This window comes from Burkholderia sp. BC1, from assembly GCF_052683555.1.
Genome location: NZ_JBQYLP010000023.1, coordinates 1 through 25,144, shown reverse-complemented (window position 1 = coordinate 25,144; position 25,144 = coordinate 1). Strand labels below are relative to the sequence as shown.

Annotated in this window: 19 protein-coding genes; 15 read left to right on the top strand and 4 right to left on the bottom strand. The window is 68.5% G+C overall.

Annotation, left to right across the window (positions count from 1 at the left end; genetic code table 11):
* Nucleotides 1-22: 22 nt before the first annotated feature.
* The 5 genes from ACSHSS_RS13615 to ACSHSS_RS13595 all read left to right on the top strand — a co-directional run bounded on the left by ACSHSS_RS13615 (nucleotide 23) and on the right by ACSHSS_RS13595 (nucleotide 5,355).
* The gene (locus ACSHSS_RS13615; protein ID WP_155824182.1) at nucleotides 23-934 is read left to right on the top strand and encodes a sugar phosphate isomerase/epimerase family protein; all 912 of its coding nucleotides are present in this window, start codon (nucleotides 23-25) and stop codon (nucleotides 932-934) included.
* 63 nt (nucleotides 935-997) lie between these two features.
* The gene (locus tag ACSHSS_RS13610; protein ID WP_445545090.1) at nucleotides 998-2,011 is read left to right on the top strand and encodes a Gfo/Idh/MocA family protein; all 1,014 of its coding nucleotides are present in this window, start codon (nucleotides 998-1,000) and stop codon (nucleotides 2,009-2,011) included.
* Nucleotides 2,012-2,039: 28 nt separating this feature from the next.
* Nucleotides 2,040-2,966: a TIM barrel protein gene (locus ACSHSS_RS13605; protein ID WP_445545089.1), complete on the top strand. Its 927-nt coding sequence runs from the start codon at nucleotides 2,040-2,042 to the stop codon at nucleotides 2,964-2,966.
* Between the two features lie 85 nt (nucleotides 2,967-3,051).
* Entirely contained in the window at nucleotides 3,052-4,224 is a 1,173-nt protein-coding gene (locus tag ACSHSS_RS13600) for a Gfo/Idh/MocA family protein (RefSeq protein ID WP_176035548.1), read from the top strand.
* Between the two features lie 246 nt (nucleotides 4,225-4,470).
* Entirely contained in the window at nucleotides 4,471-5,355 is an 885-nt protein-coding gene (locus ACSHSS_RS13595; RefSeq protein ID WP_006402125.1) for a MurR/RpiR family transcriptional regulator, read from the top strand.
* A 52-nt stretch (nucleotides 5,356-5,407) separates the two neighbouring features.
* On the opposite strand, the gene ACSHSS_RS13590 is transcribed toward ACSHSS_RS13595, so the two are convergent.
* Nucleotides 5,408-6,928: a CoA-acylating methylmalonate-semialdehyde dehydrogenase gene (locus tag ACSHSS_RS13590; RefSeq protein WP_012213571.1), complete on the bottom strand. Its 1,521-nt coding sequence runs from the start codon at nucleotides 6,926-6,928 to the stop codon at nucleotides 5,408-5,410.
* A gap of 111 nt (nucleotides 6,929-7,039) precedes the next feature.
* Here ACSHSS_RS13590 and ACSHSS_RS13585 point away from each other — a divergent pair, with 111 nt between their 5' ends.
* The 7 genes from ACSHSS_RS13585 to ACSHSS_RS13555 all read left to right on the top strand — a co-directional run bounded on the left by ACSHSS_RS13585 (nucleotide 7,040) and on the right by ACSHSS_RS13555 (nucleotide 14,445).
* Nucleotides 7,040-7,975: a LysR substrate-binding domain-containing protein gene (locus ACSHSS_RS13585; RefSeq protein ID WP_445545088.1), complete on the top strand. Its 936-nt coding sequence runs from the start codon at nucleotides 7,040-7,042 to the stop codon at nucleotides 7,973-7,975.
* A gap of 157 nt (nucleotides 7,976-8,132) precedes the next feature.
* Nucleotides 8,133-8,360 (top strand): sulfurtransferase TusA family protein, encoded by a 228-nt coding sequence (locus ACSHSS_RS13580; RefSeq protein WP_006402122.1) that lies wholly within the window; start codon nucleotides 8,133-8,135, stop codon nucleotides 8,358-8,360.
* Nucleotides 8,361-8,653: 293 nt separating this feature from the next.
* Complete coding sequence (locus ACSHSS_RS13575) at nucleotides 8,654-9,031, top strand: hypothetical protein (RefSeq protein WP_039224728.1); 378 nt, start codon at nucleotides 8,654-8,656, stop codon at nucleotides 9,029-9,031.
* Between the two features lie 296 nt (nucleotides 9,032-9,327).
* Nucleotides 9,328-10,032: a response regulator transcription factor gene (locus ACSHSS_RS13570; RefSeq protein WP_006402120.1), complete on the top strand. Its 705-nt coding sequence runs from the start codon at nucleotides 9,328-9,330 to the stop codon at nucleotides 10,030-10,032.
* Nucleotides 10,029-11,399 carry a FecR domain-containing protein gene (locus tag ACSHSS_RS13565; protein ID WP_445545087.1) on the top strand — a complete coding sequence of 457 codons (1,371 nt, stop codon included), beginning with the start codon at nucleotides 10,029-10,031 and terminating at the stop codon, nucleotides 11,397-11,399. Before ACSHSS_RS13570 ends, ACSHSS_RS13565 begins: the two co-directional genes overlap by 4 nt.
* Before the next feature lie 10 nt (nucleotides 11,400-11,409).
* On the top strand, nucleotides 11,410-13,794 hold the full coding sequence (locus ACSHSS_RS13560; protein ID WP_445545086.1) for a CHASE2 domain-containing protein: 2,385 nt from the start codon (nucleotides 11,410-11,412) through the stop codon (nucleotides 13,792-13,794).
* 36 nt (nucleotides 13,795-13,830) lie between these two features.
* Complete coding sequence (locus ACSHSS_RS13555) at nucleotides 13,831-14,445, top strand: DUF4136 domain-containing protein (RefSeq protein WP_445545085.1); 615 nt, start codon at nucleotides 13,831-13,833, stop codon at nucleotides 14,443-14,445.
* Nucleotides 14,446-14,498: 53 nt separating this feature from the next.
* Here the strand turns inward: ACSHSS_RS13555 and galU are convergent, their stop codons facing one another.
* The gene (galU, locus tag ACSHSS_RS13550; RefSeq protein WP_006402116.1) at nucleotides 14,499-15,383 is read right to left on the bottom strand and encodes a UTP--glucose-1-phosphate uridylyltransferase GalU; all 885 of its coding nucleotides are present in this window, start codon (nucleotides 15,381-15,383) and stop codon (nucleotides 14,499-14,501) included.
* 86 nt (nucleotides 15,384-15,469) lie between these two features.
* The gene (locus tag ACSHSS_RS13545) at nucleotides 15,470-18,337 is read right to left on the bottom strand and encodes a valine--tRNA ligase (RefSeq protein WP_445545084.1); all 2,868 of its coding nucleotides are present in this window, start codon (nucleotides 18,335-18,337) and stop codon (nucleotides 15,470-15,472) included.
* A 202-nt stretch (nucleotides 18,338-18,539) separates the two neighbouring features.
* On the opposite strand from ACSHSS_RS13545, the gene ACSHSS_RS13540 reads away from it, so the two are divergent.
* Nucleotides 18,540-20,900, top strand: coding sequence for a UvrD-helicase domain-containing protein (locus tag ACSHSS_RS13540; protein WP_217060696.1), 2,361 nt, complete (start codon nucleotides 18,540-18,542; stop codon nucleotides 20,898-20,900).
* Nucleotides 20,897-21,694: a 5'-methylthioadenosine/adenosylhomocysteine nucleosidase gene (locus ACSHSS_RS13535; protein ID WP_445545083.1), complete on the top strand. Its 798-nt coding sequence runs from the start codon at nucleotides 20,897-20,899 to the stop codon at nucleotides 21,692-21,694. The genes ACSHSS_RS13540 and ACSHSS_RS13535 overlap by 4 nt, the downstream gene beginning before the upstream one ends.
* Nucleotides 21,695-21,762: 68 nt before the next feature.
* Here the strand turns inward: ACSHSS_RS13535 and ACSHSS_RS13530 are convergent, their stop codons facing one another.
* Complete coding sequence (locus ACSHSS_RS13530; protein WP_006402111.1) at nucleotides 21,763-23,004, bottom strand: MFS transporter; 1,242 nt, start codon at nucleotides 23,002-23,004, stop codon at nucleotides 21,763-21,765.
* A 409-nt stretch (nucleotides 23,005-23,413) separates the two neighbouring features.
* Between ACSHSS_RS13530 and ACSHSS_RS13525 the strand changes: the two genes are divergently transcribed.
* Nucleotides 23,414-25,099, top strand: coding sequence for a methyl-accepting chemotaxis protein (locus tag ACSHSS_RS13525; RefSeq protein ID WP_445545082.1), 1,686 nt, complete (start codon nucleotides 23,414-23,416; stop codon nucleotides 25,097-25,099).
* Nucleotides 25,100-25,144 lie beyond the last annotated feature (45 nt).

Below are 25,144 nucleotides of genomic sequence, written 5' to 3'. Positions count from 1 at the left end.
TGCACATCGCACGAACATCGCCATGAAGATCGCACTCGATCCGTACATGATTCGCCACCTGCCGCTCGATCGGCTGCCGCACGCAGTCGCCGAGCTCGGCTACGACCAGATCGAGCTGTCGCCGCGCAGCGACTTCCTCGACTGGTGGGTGATGCCGCGCGCGACGCGCGAGCGGATGGCCGCGTTCCGCCGCGCGCTGCACGCGAGCGGCGTCGGTCTCGCATCGCTGCAGCCGATGTATCGCTGGGCGAGCCCGTTCGAAGACGAGCGGCAGTGGGCCGTGCGCTGCTGGAAGAAGGCGATCGAGGTCGCGCTGGAAATGGAATGCACGCTGATGGTGTCGGAGTTCGGACGCGGCGCGTCGCCCGAACGCTCGGTCGGCGAGCGGCCGGGCGCGAACCCGAAGGAGCTCTGCGAAGCCGCGTGGTTTCGCTCGATGGACGAGCTGCTGCCCGTGCTCGAGCGCGAGCGCATCGTGCTGTCGGTCGAGCCGCATCCGGAAGACTGGATCGAGCAGCTGCAGCCGGCGATCGACATCGTCACGAACATCGGTTCGCCGTCGCTGAAGCTGTCGTACATCGCACCGCACACGTTCTACTACGGCAACGACATGGCCGCGATGATCGCGCAGGCCGCGCCGATCCTCGCGCACGTGCGCGTGGCCGACACCTTCGACCACCGCAAGAGCAGCCAGTTGCGCTACATCGTGAACCCGCCGGGCTCGAACCAGATCCGCGTGCACCAGCATCTGGACATCGGGCAGGGCGAGATCGACTGGGACGTGTTCTTCCGCGCACTCGCCGATGCGCGCTTCGACGGCGTGATGTCGTCGTGCGTGTTCGCGTGGGAGGACCGCGCGGAAGCCTCGTCGCGCTACATGCGCGAGACGATCCAGCGCTACGTCGAGCGCCATTTCGATCGCGCGGCGCGCTGAAACGATTCGATGGACCGACGGCGCGGCACGCGCCGCGGATAACGAACGACCGGAGATACCCTGATGACCTTGCAAATCGGCGTGATCGGCTGCGGCGCGATCGGCCAGGACCATATTCGCAGGCTGATGCGCACGCTGTCCGGCGCGCGCGTCGTCGCCGTCAACGACATCGATCCGCAGCAGGCGCGCGATGCGGTGACGCACTACGCGCCCGACGCGGAGATCTACACGGACGGCCGCGATCTGATCGCGGCCGCCGACGTGCAGGCCGTGCTCGTCACGTCGTGGGGGCCGACGCACGAGGCCTTCGTGCTCGACGCGATCGCGCACGGCAAGCCGGTGTTCTGCGAGAAGCCGCTCGCGGTGACGGCCGACGGCTGCATGCGGATCGTCGAAGCGGAACTCGCGCATGGCTCGCGGCTCGTGCAGGTCGGCTTCATGCGGCCGTACGACGAAGGTTATCGCGCGCTCAAGCGCGTGATCGACAGCGGCCAGATCGGCGCACCGTTGATGCTGCATTGCGCGCACCGCAACCAGTCGGTCGGCGAGCGCTACAAGACGGACATGGCGATCACCGACACGCTGATCCACGAACTCGACGTGCTGCGCTGGTTGCTCGGCGAGGACTACGTGAGCGCGCAGGTCGTCTATCCGAAGAAGACGCGCCACGCGAGCACGCATCTCGCCGATCCGCAGATCGTGCTGCTCGAAACGGTGAGCGGCGTGCGCATCGACGTCGAGATCTTCGTGAACTGCCAGTACGGGTACGACATCCAGTGCGAGGTGGTCGGCGAGAACGGGATCGCGAAGCTGCCCGATCCGCCGGCCGTCGGGCTCAAGCATCTGGCGCGGCAGTCGGTCGAGATCATGACCGACTGGAAGGAGCGCTTCATCGCGTCGTACGACGTCGAGCTGCAGGCGTTCATCGACGGCGTGCGCCGGCAGGCACTCACGGGCCCGTCCGCATGGGACGGCTATGCGGCCGCGGTCGCGGCCGACGCCTGCGTGCGCGCGCAGAAGAGCGGGGCGGTCGAGCCGATCGCGATCGCCGAACGTCCCGCGTTCTATCGCGCTTGAGGCCAACCGCTTCCGGGAATCGACCGACATGACGATGAAGATCGGCTGCGCGCCGTGCTGCTGGGGCGTCGACGACGTGAGCAACCCGCACTTGCCGCCGTGGCGGCACGTGCTCGCCGAGGCGTCGGCGGCCGGGTATTCGGGCATCGAGCTGGGCCCGTACGGCTACATCCCGCTCGCGCTCGACGTCGTGCGCGCGGAGCTCGAACAGCAGCGGCTGAGCATCACGGCCGGCACGATCTTCGACGATCTCGTGTCGCCCGCGAATCTGCCGAACCTGCTGCGCCAGACGCGCGACATCTGCATGCTGATCACGCAGTTGCCGAAGCTGCCGACGCAGCGCGGGCAGCGTTATGCGGCGCCGTATCTCGTCGTGATGGACTGGGGCCACGACGAACGCGACTATGCGGCCGGTCACGGCGATCGCGCACCGCGGCTGCAGAAGGAGGACTGGGCCGCGATGGTCGACCACATCCGGCAGATCGCGACGCTCGCGCGCGACGCGTTCGGCGTGCGTGCGGTGATTCATCCGCACGCGGGCGGCTATATCGAATTCGCGGACGAGATCGACCGGATCGTCGCCGACATACCGGCCGACACCGCGGGCCTCTGCCTCGATACGGGCCACCTCTACTACTCGGGCATGGACCCGAGCGAATGGCTGCGCCGCCATGCGGCGCGGCTCGATTACGTGCACTTCAAGGATATCGACGCGGCCGTATACGACGCCGTGATGAACGAGCGGATCCGCTTCTTCGAGGCATGCGCGCGCGGCGTGATGTGTCCGATCGGCCGCGGCGTGCTCGACTACCGCGCGATCAAGCGCACGCTCGACGACATCGGCTACGCCGGCTACATCACGATCGAACAGGAGCGCGATCCGCGCAACGTGGGCACGAGCCTGCGCGACGTCGCGGCGAGCCGCGCGTTTCTCGCATCGGCCGGGTTCGCCTGAACGACGCACCGCGCGACTGCGCGAATACCGAAATCGAACCGCTGAATACGGAATACCCGGATAAGCACTGAGGACCACGAACATCATGATCGACGGACAGATTCTGCTTGGACATTCGATTCCCTGGGCGATGGTCGGCGGCGGCCTCGGCAGCCAAATCGGCTACAGCCACCGCTCGGCCGCGCTGCGCGACGGCAGCTTCCGGCTCGTCGCCGGCGCATTCGACCTCGATCCCGAGCGCGGGCGGCAGTTCGGCGTGAAGCTCGGCGTCGATGCCGAACGCTGCTATCCCGACTATCAGACGATGTTCGACGCCGAAGCGAAGCGCGAGGACGGCATCCGCGCGGTCTCGATCGCGACGCCGAACAACACGCACTTCGAAATCTGCCGCGCGGCGTTGAACGCGGGGCTGCACGTGGTCTGCGAGAAGCCGCTCTGCTTCACGACGCAGGAGGCCGAGGCGCTGCAGCGGCTGGCCGTCGAGAAGAACCGGATCGTCGGCGTCGCGTACGGCTATTCGGGCCACCAGATGATCGAGCAGGCGCGCGAGATGATCGCGCGCGGCGATCTCGGCGAGATCCGCATCGTGCAGATGCAGTTCGCGCACGGCTTTCACAGCGAGGGCGTCGAAGCCGAGAGCGCGGCCGCGCGCTGGCGCGTCGATCCGAAGTTCGCGGGGCCGAGCTACGTGCTCGGCGACATCGGCACGCATCCGCTCTACATCGCCGAGGTCATGGTGCCGTGGCTGAAGATCCGCCGGCTGATGTGCTCGCGGCAGAGCTTCGTGAAGAGCCGCGCGCCGCTCGAGGACAACGCGTTCACGATCATGGAATACGACACGGGCGCGATCGGCTACGTGTGGTCGAGCGCGGTGAACGCCGGCTCGATGCACGGGCAGAAGGTGCGCGTGATCGGCTCGAAGGCGAGCGTCGAATGGTGGGACGAGCATCCGAACCAGTTGCGCTACGAGGTGCAGGGGCAGCCCGCGCAGGTGCTCGATCGCGGCATGCCGTACCTGCATCCGCACGCATTGCGCGAGGACCGGATCGGCGCCGGCCATCCGGAAGGGCTGTTCGACGCATGGTCGAATCTGTATGCGCGTTTCGCGCTTGCGATGGACGCGGCCGATCGCGGCGACGCCGACGCGCTCAGGGGCATCCGCTTTCCCGATGTCCACGCCGGCGTCGAGGGCGTGCGCTGGGTCGAGAACTGCGTGCGCTCGGCCGACGCGGGCGGCGTGTGGGTCGACTACCGCTGAGTTGCGCGCCGCGCGGCGCCGGCCGCCGCCGTCGGTGCACGCCCTAAGCTTTACGCGGCCGCGACGCCGGTGGAGAATCGTTCCGGTATCGCCGCGGTGTGCAGGCCAGTGATGATCGAGCGCGTGGGAGCGAGCAGGCGGCGCGAGCCGCGCCGCAAACGTGTTTAAATTCGCCCTTCATGCATGTGTTCATGCGGTGTCCCGAGCCGCGTTCGCGTATCGGGGCCGTCCATTTCGCGCCATCCGATGACTTCGTCCGAGAAACCTCCCGCCACCGTCGAACAGTTCCTGCAGCGTCTGACGCAGGAATACGACGGCCTCAGCAACCGCCTGAAGGTCATTGCGCGGCACGTCGAAACGCACCGGGATCAGCTGGGCCTCGAAGGGATCCAGTCGCTCGCCGAGGCGTGCGGCGTGCAGCCGTCGGCCGTCGTGCGCTTCGCGAAGCACTTCGGTTTTTCGGGTTTCTCCGAGATGCAGCGGCTGTTCCGCGAAGGGCTCGCGCAGCAGATTGCGCCGGGCCGCGCCTACAGCCTGCGGCTGCGCGACGTGATCGAATCGGGTTCGTCGAGCCTGCAGCCCGAGCAGATCGCCGACGAGTTCATCAAGGGCAGCATTGCGGGCATGCAGCAGTTGCGGCAGACGCTCGACCCGGCGGCGCTCGCGCAGGCCGTCGATCTGCTCGCCGACACGCAGGCGATCTGGATCGCCGGCTCGCGCCGCGCGTTTCCGATCGCCGTGTATCTCGACTATGCGCTGCAGCATACCGACAAGCGCATCGGGCTGTTCAGCGCGCTCGGCAGCATGCATCTCGGCCAGATCCGCTCGGTGCGCGACGGCGACGTGATGATCGTGATCTCGTTCATGCCGTATGCGGAAGAGACGGTGCAGGTCGCGCAGCAGGCCGTGCAGCGCGGCGCGCGATTGATCGCGATCACCGACAGCCGGATGAGCCCGATCGCGCGCGAAGCCGAGGTGACGCTGATGGTGCAGGAAAGCGCGACGTTCGGCTTCCGCGCGCTGACGGCGTCGATGGGCCTCGCGCAGAGCCTGTTCGTCGCGCTCGCGTATCGGCTCGAGCTGTCGTACCTGCCGAGCGCCGACGGCGCGCACGGCTCGAAGGCCGGTTGACGCCGCGCCGGCCTCGGCGCACCGCCCGCCGAGGGGCGGCGCGCCGCCGTGGTCACTTCGCGGTCGGCATCGCGAATTCGGCGCCCTTGCCGATGCTCGACGACCAGCGCTGCATCACCGACTTCTGCCGCGTATAGAAGCGCACGCCTTCCTCGCCGTACGCATGCATGTCGCCGAACAGGCTCTTCTTCCAGCCGCCGAAGCCATGCCACGCCATCGGCACCGGAATCGGCACGTTGATGCCGACCATGCCGACCTGGATGCGCCGCGCGAACTCGCGCGCGATGCCGCCGTCGCTCGTGAAGCACGACACGCCGTTGCCGAACTCGTGCGCGTTGATCAGGTCGACCGCTTCGCCGAAGTCCTTCACGCGCACGCAGCCGAGCACCGGCCCGAAGATCTCTTCCTTGTAGATCCGCATGTCGGGCGTCACGTGATCGAACAGCGTGCCGCCGGTGAAGAAGCCTTGCTCGCGGCCCGGCACGCGCAGCCCGCGGCCGTCGACGACCAGTTGCGCGCCTTCCTGCACGCCGAGCTCGATATAGCTTTCGATGCGCTTGAGCGCCTCGCCCGTGACGATCGGGCCCATCTCGACTTCCGGCGACATCCCGTCGCCGATCACGAGCTTGCGCGCGCGCTCGGCGACGGCCGGCACGATCCGCTCGGCGACGTCGCCGACCAGCACCGCGACGCTGATCGCCATGCAGCGCTCGCCGGCCGAGCCGTACGCGGCGCCGATCAGTGCGTCGACGGCCTGCTCGAGGTTCGCGTCCGGCATCACGACGAGGTGGTTCTTCGCACCGCCGAGCGCCTGCACGCGCTTGCCCGACTGTACCGCGCGCTGCTGCACGTACGCGGCGATCGGCGTCGAGCCGACGAAGCTGACGGCCTGCACGTCGGGATGATCGAGCAGCGCGTCGACGGCGCCCTTGTCGCCCTGCACGACGTTGAACACGCCGGGCGGCAGCCCGGCCTGCGTGAGCAGGTCGGCGATGTAGAGCGCGGCCGACGGGTCGCGCTCGCTCGGCTTCAGCACGAACGTGTTGCCCGTCGCGATCGCGACCGGGAACATCCAGCACGGCACCATGCACGGGAAGTTGAACGGCGTGATGCCGGCGACGACGCCGAGCGGCTGACGCATCGTCCAGTTGTCGATGCCGGTGCTGACCTGGTCGGTGTAGTCGCCCTTCAGCAGTTGCGGAATGCCGCACGCGAATTCGACGATGTCGATGCCGCGCGCGACTTCGCCCTGCGCGTCGGAGAACACCTTGCCGTGCTCGGCGGTGATGATCGCCGCGAGCGCGTCGCGGTGCTCGTTCATGAGCTGCAGGAAGCGGTGCAGCACGCGCGCGCGGCGAATCGGCGGCGTCGCGGCCCAGTCCGGAAACGCCGCGGCGGCCGACGCGACGGCCCGCTGCACTTCGCCGTCGTCGGCCAGCGCGACGCGGCGCACCGCGCGGCCGAGCGCCGGATTGAAGACGTCCTGGAAGCGGCCGCTGCGGCCGGCCACAGGCGCGCCGTCGAGGTAGTGGCCGACGTCGGCATCGGACGTGTACGCGGGAACCGGGTTCATCGTGTCTCCTGAAGATTCGGGGGAAGGGAAGGCCCCAGTCTAGGCAAACGCGGCGGGCCGGAGAAGGCCGCGCAGCTTGATTCACTGTTCACAATTCTGAATAATCGGCGGATGAATCAGCAAAATGTCCAGGCGCTCTGGCCGCACATCCATTCGCTGACGGTGCTGGCCGCCGCAGGCAGCTTCACGGCCGCCGCGCAGCGGCTCGGGATCAGCAAGGCCGCGATGAGTCAGCGCATCGCCGATCTCGAAAAGGCGGCCGGCGTGCCGCTCGTGCGCCGCACGACGCGCAGCGTGCGGCTCACCGACGCGGGCCAGACGCTCGTCGACAGCACGCGCGACGCGTTCGAGTCGATCGGCCAGCATTTCGCGCGCGTGAAGGAGCTCGCCGGCGAGCCGCGCGGGCTCGTGCGCGTGACGGCGCCGGTCGCGCTCGGCCGCCAGCAGATCGTCCCGCATCTGCCGGATTTCCTGCGCGCGCATCCGGGCGTGCATCTCGAGCTCGACCTGTCGGACCGGCTGCATTCGCTGACGCAGGAAGGCTTCGATCTCGCGATCCGCCATACGACGACCGCGCCGCAAACGCATGTCGCATGGAAGCTCTGCGATACGCGCTCGCTGCTCGTCGCCAGCCGCGACTATCTCGACGCGCGCGGCGCGCCGCGCCATCCGCGCGAACTCGTCGACCACAGCTGCCTCTGCTATCTGCGCGACAACGAGCCCGCCGCGTGGAGCTTCGAGCTGCAGGGCAGGCGGCGCGAGCGCGTCAGCGTGCCGGTGCGCGGCAGCTTCGCGGCGAACAACAGCGAGGCGATGCGCGAGGCCGCGCTCGGCGGGCTCGGCATCGCGCTGCTGCCCGATTTCAGTGCGCGGCGCGATCTCGATGCGGGTCGGCTCGTGTCGCTGCTCGACGCGTGGCGGCCGTCCGGCGCGTTCGGCGACCACATCTTCGCGATCCGGCCGTACAGCGCGGTCGTGCCGAGCGCCGTGCGCGCGCTCGTGCGCCATCTGCGCGAGCGGCTGGCGGGCGGTTTCTCGGGCGCATGACGGGCCAGCACCGGCCCCGCAACGGCCTCCCGCGACGGCCTCGCGACGGGGCCTGCGACGGCGGCGTCGGGCCGCCCGGCGCGCGAGGCGGCGCTGCGGTAAAATCGCGGCTTCCTCCCGCGCCCGGTGCGGCGCGCCATTCGAAGGTCGACAGCCGATGCAGATTCACAAGGAAGTGGACGCGCGCGGGCTCAATTGCCCGTTGCCGATCCTGCGCGCGAAGAAAGCGCTCGCCGATATGGAGAGCGGGCAAATCCTGAAGGTGCTCGCGACCGATCCGGGCTCGCAGCGCGACTTTGCCGCGTTCGCGAAGCAGACCGGCAACGAAATCGTCGAATCGACGACGCAGGACAAGACCTTCGTGTTCCTGATGCGTCGCCGCTGACGCGACGCCACGCCCACGCCACACCTCGCCACATCACGCCCCGCGGTGCCCCGCAACGACGCAAACGCGCCTCGGCGCGTCGCTGCGCGCCGTGCCGGGGGCCGCTTCGGCCCTGTCCCGCACGGTTCCGCTCCGCGCCAGTCTGACAATTCTTAAACCTCCGTTTGCCGGCGGCTGCGTATACTGGCCCGTCCGGTCGTCCGTGCTGTTCGGGCGCGCCGGCCACGGTACGTCGAAGAGGCAGGCACGGGGGCCAGGCCCGACGCGACCGTCGTATAAACGGGGGAGAGGACATGTCCTTCAGACCAGGGACCCGACGAAGTCCGTCCACAAGGGATTGCATTGCATCCGCCTGCACGCCGGCATCGAGCCGCGTCGAGCTGGATCCGCAGCAGGACCGCCATGCGCGGGCCGCACTCGAGGCCTATGCCGATTCGGCGGCGGCCGAGATGCCGTGGCTGGCCGAATGGCTCGGCGAGCGGCTGCGCGACGCCGCGCAGCACGACGCGCCGGCCGTCACGTATTGCAGCGCGACCGTCGAACGCGTGTTCGATCTCGCGCACGCCTGGGCGGCGAACCGGCCCGACTATGCGGCCGCCGCGTGGGAAGAGGTGCGCGGCCAGCTGCAGCGGATGCTCGCGCAGCACGCGCCGGCCGACGACTGGGTGTAACGCGGAACCGGTGCCGTCGCGGCCGGGGCCGCGGCGATCGCGCGACAACGACGATTATTCGAAGAATGAGCCGTAGTCCACGCAATTCCCTGGCGAATTTCATACTACTATGCTGAAATCGCCGGTTCGTCCGTGCCCCGTTTTTGAGATATGTTGCCGGGGCAACCGTGTCGCATCCGTTGCGCGGCGGCGACCGGCGGCTCGAGGGCCGGTATCGGGGCCGTGCCGCAGCCGATGCGGCAGCGGCAGGAGCGGGGAGCTGAACTGGACGAATCGCTTTCGATTTGCGGGGTGCTATGAGAATTGCTGTACTGGATGACGATCCGGCCCAGACGGATTTCGTCAGTCAAACGCTGACGGCCGCCGGCCACACGTGCTACGCGTTCAAGGAAGGCAAGGCCCTGAAGAAGCGTCTGCAGCGCGAGACGTTCGATCTGCTGGTCCTCGACTGGAACGTGCCGGACATGTCGGGCGAGGAAGTGCTGAAGTGGGTGCGCGCCAATCAGACCGAGCACAGCCTGCCGATCATCTTCATGACGAGCCGCGACGACGAGGCCGGGATCACGCAGATCCTGAACGCCGGCGCCGACGACTACGTCGTCAAGCCCGTGTCCGGTCCGATCCTGCGCGCGCGCATCGGCTCGCTGCTGCGCCGCGCGTATCCGGTCAACGCGGAGGCGACCGTTCGCGAGTTCGACCAGTTCCGCTTCGACGTGAACCTGAAGCAGGCGTACGTCGGCGACAAGGCCGTGAGCCTCACGCAGAAGGAATTCGAGCTCGCGCTGCTGCTGTTCCAGCATCTCGACCGGCCGCTGTCGCGCGCGCACATCCTCGATCTCGTGTGGAAGCAGGCGACCGACATTCCGTCGCGCACGATGGACACGCACATCTCGATGCTGCGCACGAAGCTCGGCCTGCGGCCCGAAAACGGCTACCGGCTCGCGCCCATCTACGGCTACGGCTACCGGCTCGAGCGCGTCGGCCAGGGAGAACCGGAGTGACGACGGCCATCACGCAGCGCGCCGCCATGCTGCGTACCGCGGGCCTGCGCGCGGCCTGTGCGGTCGCGTTCGCGGTCGCGGTCTCGGCGCAGCATGCCGCGGCCCAGCCGCCCGCCACGGCGGGCAAGACGATCGCATACCGCACGCAGGCCGGCGATACGCTGTACGACATCGCCGCGCGCTATCTGCAAGGCGTCGACGACTGGCAGTTGCTGCAGCAACTGAACCACGTGCCGGAGCCGAAGCATCTGCAACCGGGCATCGCGCTGAAGCTGCCCGTCGCGCGGCTGCGCAAGGAGCGGCTCTCCGCGCGCGTCGTCGCGGTGCAGGGCACCGCCGAGCGCGCGACCGGCAATGCGCCATACGCGCCGCTTGCCGCCGACGCGACGGTCACCGAGGGCGACCGCGTGCGCACCGGCGCGAACGGTTTCCTGACGCTCGAGCTTGCCGACGGCACGCACATGAGCCTGCCGCCGGACAGCCAGCTCGACCTGAAGACGCTGCGCCGGACCGTGCTGACCGGCACGCTCGACCGTCAGTTCGAACTGACGCGCGGCTCGGTCGACAGCGACGTCACGCACCTGAAGAAGCGCGACGACCGTTTCCAGATCCGCTCGCCGTCGGTCGTCGCCGGCGTGCGCGGCACGCGCTTTCGCGTGAATTACGATGCCGCCGGCAGGGCGGCGACGCGCGTCGAGGTGCTGGACGGCACGGTCGGCGTCGCAGGCAGCCGGCGTCCGGCCGGCGCAACGCTCGTGCATGCGAACTTTGGCAGCGTCGCGAGCGCGTCCGGCGCGGTCGGCGCGCCGATTCAGCTGCTGCCGGCACCGGCGCTCGCACATCCCGAGAAGGTGCAGGACGACGCGGACGTCGCGTTCGAGCTCGCGCCGCTCGCGCAGGCACGCGCCTATCACGTGCAGCTCGCGCGCGACGCGGGCATGCTCGAGCTGTTCCGCGAAACGCGCAGCGACGGGCCGCGCGCGGTATTTCGCGACGTGCCGAACGGCACGTATTTCGTGCGGATCGCGGCGATCGACGAAAACGGCCTCGAGGGCCTGCCGCGCACCTATGCGTTCGAGCGCCGGCTGATGGGCCTCGATGCGACCGCGACGCCCGGCGAGGGCGGCTACGTGTTCCGCTGGTCGGCCAACGGCGCCGGCGACGGCGCGCGCTACCGGTTCGTGCTGTCGCGCTCGAAGGACCTGAGCGCACCGGTCGTCGATCAAGTCGGGCTGCCGGCGCGCCGGATCACCATCGCGCATCTGCCGCCGGGCGAGTATTTCTGGGCCGTGACGGTCGAGGAGTTCTCGGGCGGCAAGTTCTACGAGAAGACGAGCCCGGTCGGTGCGTTTACGTTGTCGCGTTGATGCGCGGCAGATGAAAGCCGATTCCGTTTCTCCGCGGCGGCAGCTCGGGCGCCGCTTCCTGCTCGAATGGATCGCGATCGGGTGCCTCGGGATCGCGGTGATCTGCGCATGTGCGCTCGGCCGCGCGTCGTCGAGTGTCGACGGGCTGATCTACGATCGGCTGCTGATGCTGCGCAGCCTGCCGCTGTCGCCGGACGTCGTCGTCGTCGACATCGACAACCAGAGCGTGTCCGCGCTCGGCCGCTGGCCGTGGTCGCGCAACGTGCACGCGCGGCTGCTCGATACGCTCGCGCGCGCGCAGCCGGCGGCCGTGGTCTACGACGTGCTGTTTACCGAGCCGTCTCCCGACGATCGCGCGTTCGCCGACGCGATGGCGCGCGTGCCGACCTTCCTGCCGGTGCTGCTGAGTCCCGAGCTGGACGGCAAGCGCGCGCTCGATCCGCCGGTCGCGGCGCTCGCCGCGCGCGCGATGGGGCTCGGGCATATCAATCTCGAAGTCGATCCGGACGGCATCGTGCGCAGCGTCGCGCTGTTCGAGGACGACGGCCGCACGCGCTGGCCGCAGCTGATGGTGCCCGTCTATCGCGCGATCAGGGCCGGCACGCTGCATCCGGCCGGCGGCGCGCCGAGCCCGCGCGCGCATGACCTGTCGCGCGACGCGACCGGCGAAGGCCGCTATCTGATTCCGTTCAGCCGCAATACGCCCGCGTATCCGACGCTGTCGTTCGACGATGTGCTCGAAGGACGCGTGAAGCCCGATGCGCTGCGCGGCAAGATCGTCGTCGTCGGCGTGACCGCGTCGGGGCTCTACGACCGCTTCGCGACGCCGGTGTCCGGCGATTTCGGCCCGCTCGCCGGCGTCTACATCCACGCGAGCGTGCTCGACATGCTGACGACCGGCTCCGCGATTTCGCCGGTCTCGCGCACGGTGCTGTTCGCCGCGTCGCTCTTGCCGCTCGCGGCGCTGCTCGGCGGTTTCCTGATGCTGTCGCCGTGGCGCGCGCTGCTGCTGACGCTGAGCCTCGCGGCGCTCGCGGTGATCGCGAGCATCGCGCTGCTGTTCGAGGCGCGCGTCTGGCTGTCGCCGGCGCCGGCCGTGTTCGGGCTGATCGCCGTGTATCCGATCTGGAACTGGCGGCGCCTCGAGATGACGATGTCGTACCTGCGCCGCGAGCTGCAGCGCCTTGCCGACGAACCGCATCTGCTGCCGGAGGCGCCGCGCGCGCGCAGCGTCGGCGGCGACGTGCTCGAGCGCCAGATGGCGCTGATGGCGCAGGCCGCGCAGCGTCTGCAGGACATGAAGCGCTTTGTGTGGGACAGCCTCGACAGCATGCCGGAACCGATCTTCGTGACCGACCTGGCCGGCACCGTGCTGATCGCGAACCACGCCGCCAAGCGCTACGGCTCGCGGCTCGCGCTGCCGCTGCCGGAAGGGCGGCCGCTGCGCGCGGCGCTCGGCGAGCTGACCTTCGTGAAGACTGTCGACGGCAACGCGGAGCACGACGTCGCGATCCGCGACAGCTGGCCGGCCGCGCTCGACCCGACGCTCGCGGCCGAGCACGACGTGATGGCGCGCGGCATCGAGGTGCGCGATCGCGACGGGCTCGACCATCTGCTACGCTACGCAGCGTGTACGAACGCGCAGGGTCACGTGACCGGCTGGATCGCGGGCCTCGTCGACGTCACCGAGCTGCACGCGGCCGAGCGGCAGCGCGAGGAAGCGCTGCATCTGCTGTCGCACGACATGCGCTCGCCGCAATCGTCGATTCTCGCGCTCGTCGAGATCGAACGCGACCGCGTCGAGTCCGACACGATGCGCGCGCTGCTCGCGCGGATCGAGCGCTATGCGCACCGTGCGCTGTCGCTTGCCGACGAGTTCGTGCAGCTCGCGCGCGCCGAGTCGCAGGCGTACCAGCTCGAGACGACGAGCCTCGTCGACGTGCTGATCGACGCGAGCGACGAGGTGTGGCCGCAGGCGCAGGCGAAGCGCATCCGCATCGATACCGACGTCGGCACGGACATGTGCTGGGTCAGGGCGGACCGCTCGCTGATCACGCGCGCGTTCGTCAACGTGCTGAACAACGCGGTCAAATATAGTCCGTCCGACACGACGATCACGTGTACGCTGACGGTCGAACACGCGTCGAAACGGATGTTCTGTACGATTCGCGACCAGGGGTACGGCATTGCGCCGGAAGATCAGCGACATCTGTTCGAGCGTTTCAAACGATTCCATGCGGGCGAACGGCCCGAAATCTCGGGCTCCGGGCTCGGCATGGCATTCGTGAAGACGGTCGTCACGCGCCACGGCGGCAGCGTGTCGGTCGACAGCGAAGTGGGCGTCGGCACCGCGGTGACGGTGTCGCTGCCCGCGATCGACGAGCCGTCCGCCTGACAGGGCCGGGCACGACGGCAGGCATTGGGGGAAGTCATGAGAAAGCAATGGGCAGCGACCGCGCTGGCGGCGTCGCTGTTGACGGGTTGCGCCGGCGTCACGACCGGCGTCAGCGCGGTCGGGCAGCCGGACGGCTTTGCGTCGGGCGCGCACGGCTACGACATCGTCCGGACGGCCGCGCAGGCCGACGATGCCGACTATCGGCAGATCGAGACGCGCGTGCGCGAGGCGCTCGCGCGTCGCGGCTTCGACGTGCAGTCGGCGCAGGCCGCGCGCTACCGGCTGTCGATCGCCTATGCGACGCAGCCGGCCGCGGTGGCGGCGAGCGCGGAGCAGTGCGGCGGCGCGAGCAGCGCGTGCGTGACCGTCGACGGGCCGGCGCCGTTCGCGCTGCCGTTCGCGGGCCGCGTGTATCGCCACGTGCTGACGCTGCGTTTCGTCGATGCGAAGTCGGGTGCGGATGTCTACCGCGTGTCGGCCGCGCTGCGCGACCGCGAGCCCGGCGTGCAGCACGCGGTGCCCGCGCTCGTGACGAGCGCGCTTGCGAAGCTGCCGTTCGACGCGGGCGGCGGCTGGCTCGTCGAGACGAAAAAAGACGACGCGGGCGCGATGCCGGGCGTCGTCTCGGTGAAGCCGGCGCCCGCGCACTGACGCGCGGGCCGCAACGGCCGGGCGAAGGCGCGCGGCGCGCCTTCGGTGCCGCGTCAGGCGGCCGGCTGCGCGCCGTCGCGCGTGCGCAGATACGTTTCGAAGTCGGCGCCGACTTCCGGATGGCGCAGCGCGAATTCGACCGTCGCCTTCAGATAGCCGAGCTTGCTGCCGCAGTCGTAGCGCGTGCCCTGATATTTGTACGCGAGCACCTGCTCGTCGGCGAGCAGCGCCTCGATCGCGTCGGTGAGCTGCAGCTCGCCGCCCGCGCCCGGCTTCAGCGCGCGCAGATGATCGAAGATCCGCGGCTTCAGCACGTAGCGGCCGACCACGCCGAGGTTCGACGGCGCGACGTCCGGCGCCGGCTTCTCGACGATCGCCGACATCTTGATGATCGAGTCTTCCCATTCCTTGCCGTCGACGATCCCGTAGGACTTCGTCTCCGACGGCGGGATCTCTTCGACGCCGATCACCGAGCTGTGATAGTGATCGAACACGTCGACCATCTGCTTCATCACCGGCGGATTGCCGTCGAGCAGGTCGTCCGCGAGGATCACCGCGAACGGGTTGTCCGCGACCAGCTTTTCGGCGCACAGCACGGCGTGGCCGAGGCCGAGCGCTTCCGGCTGGCGCACGTAGAAGCAGTCGACGTGGCTCGGCTTGATGCTGCGCACGAGCTCGAGCAGTTTTTCCTTGCCGCGGGCCTCGAGTTCGGCTTCGACCTCGTAGGACTTGTCGAAATGGTCCTCGATCGCGCGCTTGCTGCGCCCCGTCACGAAGATCATTTCGGTGATGCCGGCCGCGATCGCTTCTTCGACCGCGTACTGGATCAGCGGCTTGTCCACGACCGGCAGCATCTCCTTCGGGCTCGCCTTTGTTGCCGGGAGGAACCGCGTGCCGAGGCCGGCAACAGGGAATACCGCCTTGGTGACTTTCAACATGATCGAACCTTTATTGATGTAATCGACTTGTCAGACGTCTATGTTCACGTCCGAATTATAGTGAACGCAAACCGGCTTACCGTTTGTTACGTGGGCAACCGTTCGAGCTGCGCGCGCAGCTTTTCGAGCGTGCCCTGGAACTCGGCGAGCCGTTTTTGTTCCTGCTCGACCACCGCCGGCGGCGCCTTCGCAACGAACGCCTCGTTGCCGAGTTTCGCGTTGCATTTCGCGATTTCGCCCGTCAGACGCGCGATTTCCTTCGACAGGCGCTCGCGCTCGGCCGCAATGTCGATTTCCACCTTCAGTACCAGCTTGTTCGGCCCGACGATCGCGATCGGCGCGCCGTGCGCTTCCTGGTCGAGCGCGGCTTCGTCCGCGAGGATCCGGACCTCGGACAGGCGCGCGAGCGCCTGCACGTACGGTGCGAACGTATGCAGACGCGCGGCGTCGCCGGCCGCGAGCAGCGGCACCTTCGTCGCCGGCGACAGGTTCATCTCGCCGCGCAGGTTGCGGCACGCGTCGACGATCGCCTTCAGATCGGCCGCCCATTGCTCGGACCCTTCGTCGATCTTCTTCGGCTCGGCGATCGGGTAGGCCTGCGTCATCAGCGACGCTTCGCCCTCGGCCTTGCCCTGCGGATAGCGGCCCGCGAGCGGCGCCACCTTCTGCCAGAGCGCTTCGGTGATGAACGGGATGATCGGGTGGGCGAGACGCAGCACCGTTTCGAGCACGCGCAGCAGCGTGCGGCGCGTCGCGCGCTGCTGTTCCGGCGTACCGTTCTGGATCTGCACCTTCGCGAGTTCCAGATACCAGTCGCAGTACTCGTCCCACACGAATTTGTAGATGCTGCTCGCGACGTTGTCGAAACGATAGTCGGCGAAGCCCTTCGCGATGTCGGCTTCGGTCCGCTGCAGCAGCGACACGATCCAGCGGTCGGCCGCCGAGAAGTCGAGATAGCCGCCGGGGCCGCAGTCGCCCGCGCCGCAGACTTCCGGCTTGTCGAGCCCGCAGTCGTGGCCTTCGCAGTTCATCAGCACGAAGCGCGTCGCATTCCAGAGCTTGTTGCAGAAGTTGCGATAGCCCTCGCAGCGCGCGAGGTCGAAGTTCACGTTGCGGCCGAGCGTCGCCATCGACGCCATCGTGAAGCGCAGCGCGTCGGTGCCGAACGCCGGAATGCCGTCCGGGAATTCCTTGCGCGTCTTCTTTTCGATCGTCGCGGCCTGCTTCGGATTCATCAGGCCCGTCGTGCGCTTCGCGACCAGCGTTTCGAGATCGATGCCGTCGACGATGTCGATCGGGTCGAGCGTGTTGCCCTTGCTCTTCGACATCTTCTGGCCTTCCGCGTCGCGCACGAGGCCGTGCACGTACACGGTGTGGAACGGCACCTTGCCCGTGAAGTGCGTGGTCATCATCACCATCCGGGCGACCCAGAAGAAGATGATGTCGAAGCCCGTGACGAGCACCGACGAGGGCAGGAAGTGCTGCAGTTCCGGCGTCTCGTTCGGCCAGCCGAGCGACGAGAACGGCACGAGCGCGGACGAGAACCACGTGTCGAGCACGTCCTCGTCGCGCTTCAGCGCGCCCGTGTAGCCCTGCGCGGCGGCCTTCGCGCGCGCGTCTTCCTCGCTGCGCGCGACGAACACTTCGCCGTTCTCGCCGTACCACGCGGGAATCTGGTGGCCCCACCAGAGCTGGCGCGAGATGCACCAGTCCTGGATGTTCTCGAGCCACTGGTAATAGGTGGTCGTCCAGTTTTCCGGCACGAACTTGATCTGGCCGCTGCGCACGACGTCGAGCGACACTTCGGTGATCGACTTGCCCGGATGGAACGTGCCTTCCGGCGCCGGCTTCGTCATCGCGACGAACCACTGGTCGGTCAGCATCGGCTCGATCACGACGCCCGTGCGGTCGCCGCGCGGCACCATCAGCTTGTGCGGCTTCACCGATTCGAGAAAGCCCTGCGCGTCGAGATCGGCGACGATCGCCTTGCGCGCGTCGAAGCGGTCGAGCCCGCGATACTGCTCGGGCGCGTTGTCGTTGATCTTCGCGTCGAGCGTCAGGATCTCGATCGGCGCGAGGCCGTGACGCAGCCCGACCTGGTAATCGTTGAAGTCGTGCGCGGGCGTGACCTTCACGACGCCGGTGCCGAACTCGCGATCGACGTAGTCGTCGGCGATCACGGGGATCTCGCGGCCGGTCAGCGGCAGCGTGACGCGTTTGCCGATCAGGTGGCGATAGCGCTCGTCTTCCGGGTGGACCATCACCGCGACGTCGCCGAGCATCGTCTCGGGGCGCGTGGTCGCGACCGTCAGCGAGCCCGAGCCGTCGACGAGCGGGTAGCGGATGTGCCACAGATGGCCGTTTTCCTCTTCGCTGACGACTTCGAGATCCGACACGGCGGTGAGCAGGACCGGATCCCAGTTCACGAGGCGCTTGCCGCGGTAGATCAGTCCCTGTTCGTAGAGCGCGACGAACACGTCGCGCACGGCGGCCGACATCTTGTCGTCCATCGTGAAGTATTCGCGCGACCAGTCGGTCGACGCGCCGAGCCGGCGCACCTGGCCGGTGATCGTCGAACCCGATTTCTGCTTCCATTCCCACACGCGCTCGACGAATTTCTCGCGGCCGAGATCATGGCGCGACACGCCCTGCGCGTCGAGCTGGCGCTCGACGACGATCTGCGTCGCGATCCCCGCGTGGTCGGTGCCCGGCACCCACAGCGTGTTCTCGCCGAGCATCCGGTGATAGCGCGCGAGGCCGTCCATGATCGTCTGGTTGAACGCGTGGCCCATGTGCAGCGTGCCCGTGACGTTCGGCGGCGGCAACTGGATCGCGAAATCCGGGCGCGCCGGATCGAATGCCGGGGCCGCATAGCCGCGTTTTTCCCACTCCGGCCCCCATTGGGCCTCGATGGTGTGGGGTTCGAAACTCTTCGCAAGCGTGCTGTCGCTCATGGTTGGAAATCTGCCGAAAAATGCGTGAATTGAATGCCGAATCCGACGATTATAAATGGATGCACATCGGCCAGCCATCGCACCGGCGCGCGCGCCGGCCGCGACGCGCATCGCGCGCGACGTGCGCCGGCCGAAAACGGCAGCGCGCGGCCGACTTATAATGGCGGGTCCGCATTTTTCCACGCCCGTCCGCTGCCGCTCCATGCCCGATCTGCTCGCCAATCTGAACCCCGAACAATACGCCGCCGTCACGCTGCCGAACGAACCGGCGCTGATCCTCGCGGGAGCGGGCAGCGGCAAGACCCGCGTGCTGATCACGCGCATCGCGTGGCTGATCCAGCAGGGCTACGCGTCGCCGGCCACCGTGCTCGCCGTCACGTTCACGAACAAGGCCGCGCGCGAGATGATGGCGCGGCTCTCCGCGATGATGCCGATCGACACGCGCGGGATGTGGATCGGCACGTTCCACGGCCTCTGCAACCGGATGCTGCGCGCGCACTACCGCGACGCGGGCCTGCCGCAGACCTTCCAGATCCTCGACACGGCCGATCAGCTGTCCGCGATCAAGCGGCTGATGAAGACGCTGAACGTCGACGACGAGAAATATCCGCCGAAGAACGTGCAGTACTTCATCAACAACGCGAAGGAGCAGGGGCTGCGCCCCGACAAGGTCGACGCGTCCGACAACTTCAACCGCAAGTTCGTCGAGCTCTATCAGGCCTACGACCAGCAGTGCCAGCGCGAGGGCGTCGTCGACTTTCCGGAACTGCTGCTGCGCTGCTACGAACTGCTCGCGTACAACGCGCCGCTGCGCGCGCACTATCAGGCGCGCTTCCGGCACATCCTCGTCGACGAGTTCCAGGACACCAACAAGCTGCAGTACGCGTGGCTGAAGATGCTCGCGGGCGGACAGAACGCGATCTTCGCGGTCGGCGACGACGATCAGTCGATCTACGCGTTCCGCGGCGCGAACGTCGGCAACATGCGCGACTTCGAGGACGAATTCCGCGTACGCAACCTGATCAAGCTCGAGCAGAACTACCGGTCGCACGGCAACATCCTCGACGCGGCGAACCAGCTGATCTCGAACAACGCACACCGTCTCGGCAAGAACCTGCGCACCGACGCGGGCCATGGCGAGCCGGTGCGCGTGTACGAGGCGAGTACCGATGCGCAGGAAGCCGGCTGGATCGTCGAGGAGATCCGTTCGCTGATCAACACGGGGCTGTCGCGCAGCGAGATCGCGGTGCTCTATCGCAGCAACGCGCAGTCGCGCGCGATCGAGCACACGCTGATGACGTCGGGCATCCCGTATCGCGTGTACGGTGGCCTGCGCTTTTTCGAGCGTCAGGAAGTCAAGCATGCGCTCGCGTATCTGCGCCTGATCGACAATCCGAACGACGACACCGCGTTTGCACGCGTCGTGAACTTCCCGACGCGCGGGATCGGCGCGCGCTCGATCGAGCAGCTGGCCGACGCCGCACGTCTGTACGGCTGCTCGATGGCTGCCGCGATTCCCTACGTGACGGGCAAGGCGGGCACGAGCCTCGGCGCGTTCGCGAACCTTATCGCGAAGATGCGTGCGGAAACGCAGCAGATGAGCCTGCCCGAGACCGTCGAATACGTCGTGCGCGCGAGCGGCCTCGCCGATTTCTATCAGGGCGAGCGCGAAGGGCAGGACCGCCTCGAGAACTTGCAGGAACTCGTGAACGCGGCGACCGCGTTCGTCAGCGAGGAAGGCTACGGGCTCGACACGCCCGCGCGCTCGATTCCGCTGCGCGCCGGCGCGATCGCCGCGCCCGAGATCGGCGCGGCCCGCGACGATGGGTCGGTCGACGTGCTCGCGCCCGCCTCGCTCGACGATCCCGCGCAGAACCCCGACACGATGACGCCGCTCGCGGGCTTTCTGTCGCACGCGTCGCTCGAAGCCGGCGACAACCAGGCGCAGGCCGGCCAGGACGCTGTGCAGCTGATGACCGTGCACGCGGCGAAGGGGCTCGAATTCTCGGCGGTGTTCATCACCGGGCTCGAGGAAGGGCTGTTCCCGCACGAGAACAGCGTGCTCGAATCGGACGGTCTCGAGGAAGAGCGTCGGCTGATGTACGTCGCGATCACGCGCGCGAAGGAGCGGCTCTATCTGTCGTTCGCGCAGAGCCGGATGCTGCACGGCCAGACGCGCTACAACGTGCGCTCGCGCTTTTTCGACGAACTGCCGCAGCACGTGCTGAAGTGGCTGACGCCGAAGGTCGAAGCCGGTGCGCGCTGGGGCGGCCGCTCGGACAACGCGGGCTGGGGGCGCGACTGGTTCGCGCGGCCCGGCGCCGGGCGCGAGCAGTACGTCGACGCTGCGGTGTCCGCGCCGCTGCCCGCGTTCGCCGACCAGCAGCGGGCGGCCGACGTCGGCTTTCGCGTCGGCCAGCAGGTGTTCCATACGAAATTCGGCGAAGGGACGGTGACCGCGCTCGAAGGCAGCGGCGCCGATGCGAAGGCGCAGGTGAAGTTCAAGCGGCACGGCGAGAAATGGCTCGCGCTCGCGGTGGCGAAGCTGCAGGCGGTGGAATGACGAGCCTCGACATCGCAACCGGCGCCGCGCCGCGCCCGCTCGGTATTCTCGCCGCACTGCCGGAGGAACTCGGCGACCTGATCGCCGCGATGCGCGCGGAAGGCCCGATGAAGACGGTCACGCTCGGCCGTCGCGACTATCACGTCGGCACTGTGCACGGTGCGGCCTGCGTCGTCACGCTCGCGCGCGTCGGCAAGGTCGCGGCCGCCGCGACGGTCAGTGCGCTGATCCATGTGTTCGGCGTGTCGGGCGTCGTGTTCACCGGCGTGGCGGGCGGCGTGTCGCGCGCGGTGCGCGTCGGCGACGTCGTCGTCGCCGATACGCTGCTGCAGCACGATCTCGACGCGTCGCCGCTGTTCCCGCGCTACGAGGTGCCGCTGCTCGGCATCACGCGCTTCGCGACCGACGCGGAGCTGACCGCGCGCCTGAAGGCCGCCTGCACGTTGTTCGTCGCCGAAGAGGGCGCGCAGTTCGCGGAGCGCTTCGGGCTCGCGGGCGCGACGCTGCACGGCGGCCTGATCATCAGCGGCGACCGCTTCGTGTCGAGCGAGCGCGAGGTCGTGGCGCTGCGCGACGCGCTGCCGGACGCGCTCGCGGTCGAGATGGAAGGCGCGGCGATCGCGCAGGTGTGCGCCGAGCACGACGTGCCGTTCGCGCTCGTGCGCACGATCTCCGATACGGCCGACGATCATGCGACGCAGTCGTTCTCGCACTTCCTGTCGGCGATCGCGAGCAGCTATTCGTCGGGCATCCTCAAGCGTTTCCTGACGCTGCACGCGACGACGTCGGCCTGAAGCCGCCGTCGTTTCTTTCCGGTTTTTTTCATCGGCCCGGCCGCCGCGCGCGGGCGGCGGCCGCATCGTCAGGCCTTCTTGCGGCGGCTGCCTTCGAGATTCGGCAGGAACACCGTCAGCACGCCGATCAGCGGCAGGAACGAGCACACCTTGTAGACGAACGGGATGCTGGTCGCATCGGCGAGCTGGCCGAGCACGGCCGCGCCCACGCCGCCGAGCCCGAACGCGAAGCCGAAGAACAGCCCCGCGACCATCCCGACCTTGCCGGGCATCAGCTCGGTCGCATAGACGAGAATCGCCGCGAACGCCGACGCGAGCACGACGCCGATGATCACGCTCAGCACGCCGGTCCAGAACAGGTTCGCGTACGGCAGCAGCAGCGTGAACGGCGCGACGCCGAGAATCGAGACCCAGATCACGTACTTGCGGCCGATCCGGTCGCCGACCGGCCCGCCGATCAGCGTGCCGGCCGCGACGGCCGCGAGGAACACGAACAGGTGGATCTGCGCGGCCTGCACCGACAGATGGAACTTGTCGATCAGATAGAACGTGAAGTAGCTGTTGATGCTCGCCAGATAGAAATACTTCGAGAACACGAGCAGCACGAGCACGCCGATCGCGCCGAGCACGCGGCCGCGCGACAGCGTCGGATGGCCGGCGGCCGCCGCCTTCTTCTTCATCGACGGATGCTTCTTGTACCAGTGGCCGATCTGCGTGAGCACGACCATCGCGACGAGCGCGGCGGCCGAGAACCACGCGATGCTGTGCTGGCCGTGCGGAATGATCACGAGCGCGGCGAGCAGCGGCCCGAGCGCCGAGCCCGCATTGCCGCCGACCTGGAACAGCGACTGCGCGAGGCCGTGCCGGCCGCCCGACGCCATGCGCGCGACCCGCGACGATTCCGGATGGAACACCGACGAGCCGCAGCCGACGAGCGCGGCCGCGACGAGCAGCATCGGGAAGTTCGGCGCGACCGACATCAGCAGCAGGCCCGACAGCGTGAAGCCCATCCCGACCGGCAGCGAGTACGGCTTCGGCCGCTTGTCCGTGTAGAGGCCGACGAGCGGCTGCAGCAGCGACGCGGTGATCTGGTAGGTGAGCGTGATCAGCCCGATCTGCGCGAACGACAGCGCGAACTGGCTCTTGAGCATCGGATAGATCGCGAGGATCAACGACTGGATCATGTCGTTGAGCATGTGCGAGAAGCTGATCGCGCCGAGCACCGGATAGACGGTGCGCGGCGCAGGCGGAGCAGACGTCTGGGCCGCGGCGGCTGCGCCGGCCGTGCCCGTGTCGAGGCTGGTTTCCATGTGAGCTGAGCGAATTGAGGTAGCAGGGCGCGCTTGGATGGGGATCCGCGCGTTCGAATCGTTGTTGCGTCAAAGGAGTGTAATGTGGCGCATCGAGAATGTCAGGCCAACTTTTGTCGCAAATCGGACATTGGTATGACGATCGGCCGCTGCGCGGTTTTTTGACCGGGTATAACGCTCGCGACGCGGTGCCGCTTGGCGGCGACGCCGCGCGCGGGCCGGATGCGCGTTTGTCCGGACTCAAGGAACGGCGCTCGCGACCGTAGAACGACACAACGACAACAGAGGCGCGCCGCGCCGGCCTGGCCACGAGCCGGTCCGGTGCGAGACGCGGCCCGGGGCCGACCGACCATCGCGGTAAAGCCGGAACCGACCTTTCCGGCAGCACGATCAATACGGGGATAGATTGATGAAAGCAGCATCATTGCATCCGCAGCGGGGCGCGGCCGCCGCCGCATCCGGATCCGAGACCGCCGCGTCGCGCCGGCCCGCCCGTCGCGGCCGCGCCGCGCGCACCGAGCGCCGGCCGTGGACCGTGAAGGCGACGCTGCGCGCCGCGTTCGCGGTTCTGCTGATCGGCACGGTCGCGATCGGCGTGTTTTCGCTCTGGCAGATCAGCCGGCTGAACGCGTCGATCGCGTCGGTCTACGAGCAGGGGCACGTCGCGAGCCGCGCGGCCGAGGAGGTGCGCGCGGAGGTGCTGCGTGCGAGCCGCGCGCAGAAGATGCTGCTGACCGCGACCACCGCGAAGGAGCGCGACGAGCTCGGCGCCGAAGTCGATGCGGGTCTCGCGTCGATCGGCCGCGCGCTCGGCACGCTGCAGCGCGAGGCGGATCCCGCCGACGCCGACGACAGCGCACGGCTGCGCGCGTTCTCGTCCGCCGTCGGCACCTGGAGCGGCCATCTGCGCGACTTCGTCGCGCTGGTGCGCGCGCAGCCGCTCGACCTGTCGCAGATGAACTGGCAGGTCGGCACGCAGGACGTGTCGCTGCTCGTCGAGACCGGCAAGCTCGAGAAACAGGCCGGCGATCTCGTGAAGACGCGCGGCGCGAAGTCGAAGGCGACGCTCGATGCGTCGGCGACGATCTTCTCGTCGTCGTTCGCGATGATCGCCGCGATGACGGCTGCGCTGTTCGTCGTCGCGATCGCGATCGCCGAGCGCGTCGTGCGCCGCCTTGCCGCACAGCTCGGCGGCGAGCCCGCGTATGCGAAGGCGATCGCGGCCGACATCGCGCGCGGCGATCTCACGCGGCCGATCGCGCTCGGCCGACACGATCGCGACAGCATGGTGCGCGCGCTCGCCGACATGCAGCGCGGGCTGGCCGCGACCGTCGGCGAAATCGCGGTCAGCGCGGACGCGATCGCGTCGGCATCCGGCGAGATCTCGACGGGCAACCTCGATCTGTCGCAGCGCACCGCACAGCAGGCGGCCGCGCTCGAGCGCACGGCGGCGAGCATGGAGCAGCTGACCTCGACGGTGCGGCAGAACGCGGAGAACGCGCGGCAGGCAAGCATGCTGGCCGCGAATGCGTCGGCCGTCGCGGAAGCGGGCGGCGAGGTGGTCGGGCGCGTCGTCGCGACGATGAGCGACATCGACGACAGCGCGAAGAGCATCCGCGACATCATCGGCACGATCGAGGGCATCGCGTTCCAGACCAACATCCTCGCGCTGAACGCGGCCGTCGAGGCCGCGCGCGCGGGCGAGCAGGGGCGCGGTTTCGCCGTGGTGGCCGGCGAGGTGCGTTCGCTCGCGCAGCGCGCGGCGACCGCGGCGAAGGAGATTCGCGCGCTGATCGGCGCGTCGGTCGAGCGCGTCGCGAACGGTGCGGCGCTCGCACACGACGCGGGCCGCACGATGGACGACGTCGTGCGCGCGGTCAAGCGCGTGACCGACATCATCGGCGAGATCGCGGCGGCTTCGGACGAGCAGAGCGCGGGCATCGACGAGATCGGCCGCGCGGTCACGCAGATGGATGCCGGCACGCAGCAGAACGCGGCGCTCGTCGAGCAGGCGGCGGCCGCGGCGCGCGCGCTGGACGAGCAGGCGCAGTCGCTGAAGGCGCTCGTCGGACGTTTCCGGCTCGCGGCGGACTGAGTAACCGTCTACCAAGTCAAGCCTTATGGAGCGAATCGTCCCAAG

Bases quoted from the DNA above. Each gene is read 5' to 3' on its own strand.
- ACSHSS_RS13615 (WP_155824182.1), top strand. From the start codon at position 23: ATGAAGATCGCACTCGATCCGTACATGATTCGCCACCTGCCGCTCGAT.
- ACSHSS_RS13610 (WP_445545090.1), top strand. From the start codon at position 998: ATGACCTTGCAAATCGGCGTGATCGGCTGCGGCGCGATCGGCCAGGAC.
- ACSHSS_RS13605 (WP_445545089.1), top strand. From the start codon at position 2,040: ATGACGATGAAGATCGGCTGCGCGCCGTGCTGCTGGGGCGTCGACGAC.
- ACSHSS_RS13600 (WP_176035548.1), top strand. From the start codon at position 3,052: ATGATCGACGGACAGATTCTGCTTGGACATTCGATTCCCTGGGCGATG.
- ACSHSS_RS13595 (WP_006402125.1), top strand. From the start codon at position 4,471: ATGACTTCGTCCGAGAAACCTCCCGCCACCGTCGAACAGTTCCTGCAG.
- ACSHSS_RS13590 (WP_012213571.1), bottom strand. From the start codon at position 6,928: ATGAACCCGGTTCCCGCGTACACGTCCGATGCCGACGTCGGCCACTAC.
- ACSHSS_RS13585 (WP_445545088.1), top strand. From the start codon at position 7,040: ATGAATCAGCAAAATGTCCAGGCGCTCTGGCCGCACATCCATTCGCTG.
- ACSHSS_RS13580 (WP_006402122.1), top strand. From the start codon at position 8,133: ATGCAGATTCACAAGGAAGTGGACGCGCGCGGGCTCAATTGCCCGTTG.
- ACSHSS_RS13575 (WP_039224728.1), top strand. From the start codon at position 8,654: ATGTCCTTCAGACCAGGGACCCGACGAAGTCCGTCCACAAGGGATTGC.
- ACSHSS_RS13570 (WP_006402120.1), top strand. From the start codon at position 9,328: ATGAGAATTGCTGTACTGGATGACGATCCGGCCCAGACGGATTTCGTC.
- ACSHSS_RS13560 (WP_445545086.1), top strand. From the start codon at position 11,410: ATGAAAGCCGATTCCGTTTCTCCGCGGCGGCAGCTCGGGCGCCGCTTC.
- ACSHSS_RS13555 (WP_445545085.1), top strand. From the start codon at position 13,831: ATGAGAAAGCAATGGGCAGCGACCGCGCTGGCGGCGTCGCTGTTGACG.
- galU (WP_006402116.1), bottom strand. From the start codon at position 15,383: ATGTTGAAAGTCACCAAGGCGGTATTCCCTGTTGCCGGCCTCGGCACG.
- ACSHSS_RS13545 (WP_445545084.1), bottom strand. From the start codon at position 18,337: ATGAGCGACAGCACGCTTGCGAAGAGTTTCGAACCCCACACCATCGAG.
- ACSHSS_RS13540 (WP_217060696.1), top strand. From the start codon at position 18,540: ATGCCCGATCTGCTCGCCAATCTGAACCCCGAACAATACGCCGCCGTC.
- ACSHSS_RS13535 (WP_445545083.1), top strand. From the start codon at position 20,897: ATGACGAGCCTCGACATCGCAACCGGCGCCGCGCCGCGCCCGCTCGGT.
- ACSHSS_RS13530 (WP_006402111.1), bottom strand. From the start codon at position 23,004: ATGGAAACCAGCCTCGACACGGGCACGGCCGGCGCAGCCGCCGCGGCC.
- ACSHSS_RS13525 (WP_445545082.1), top strand. From the start codon at position 23,414: ATGAAAGCAGCATCATTGCATCCGCAGCGGGGCGCGGCCGCCGCCGCA.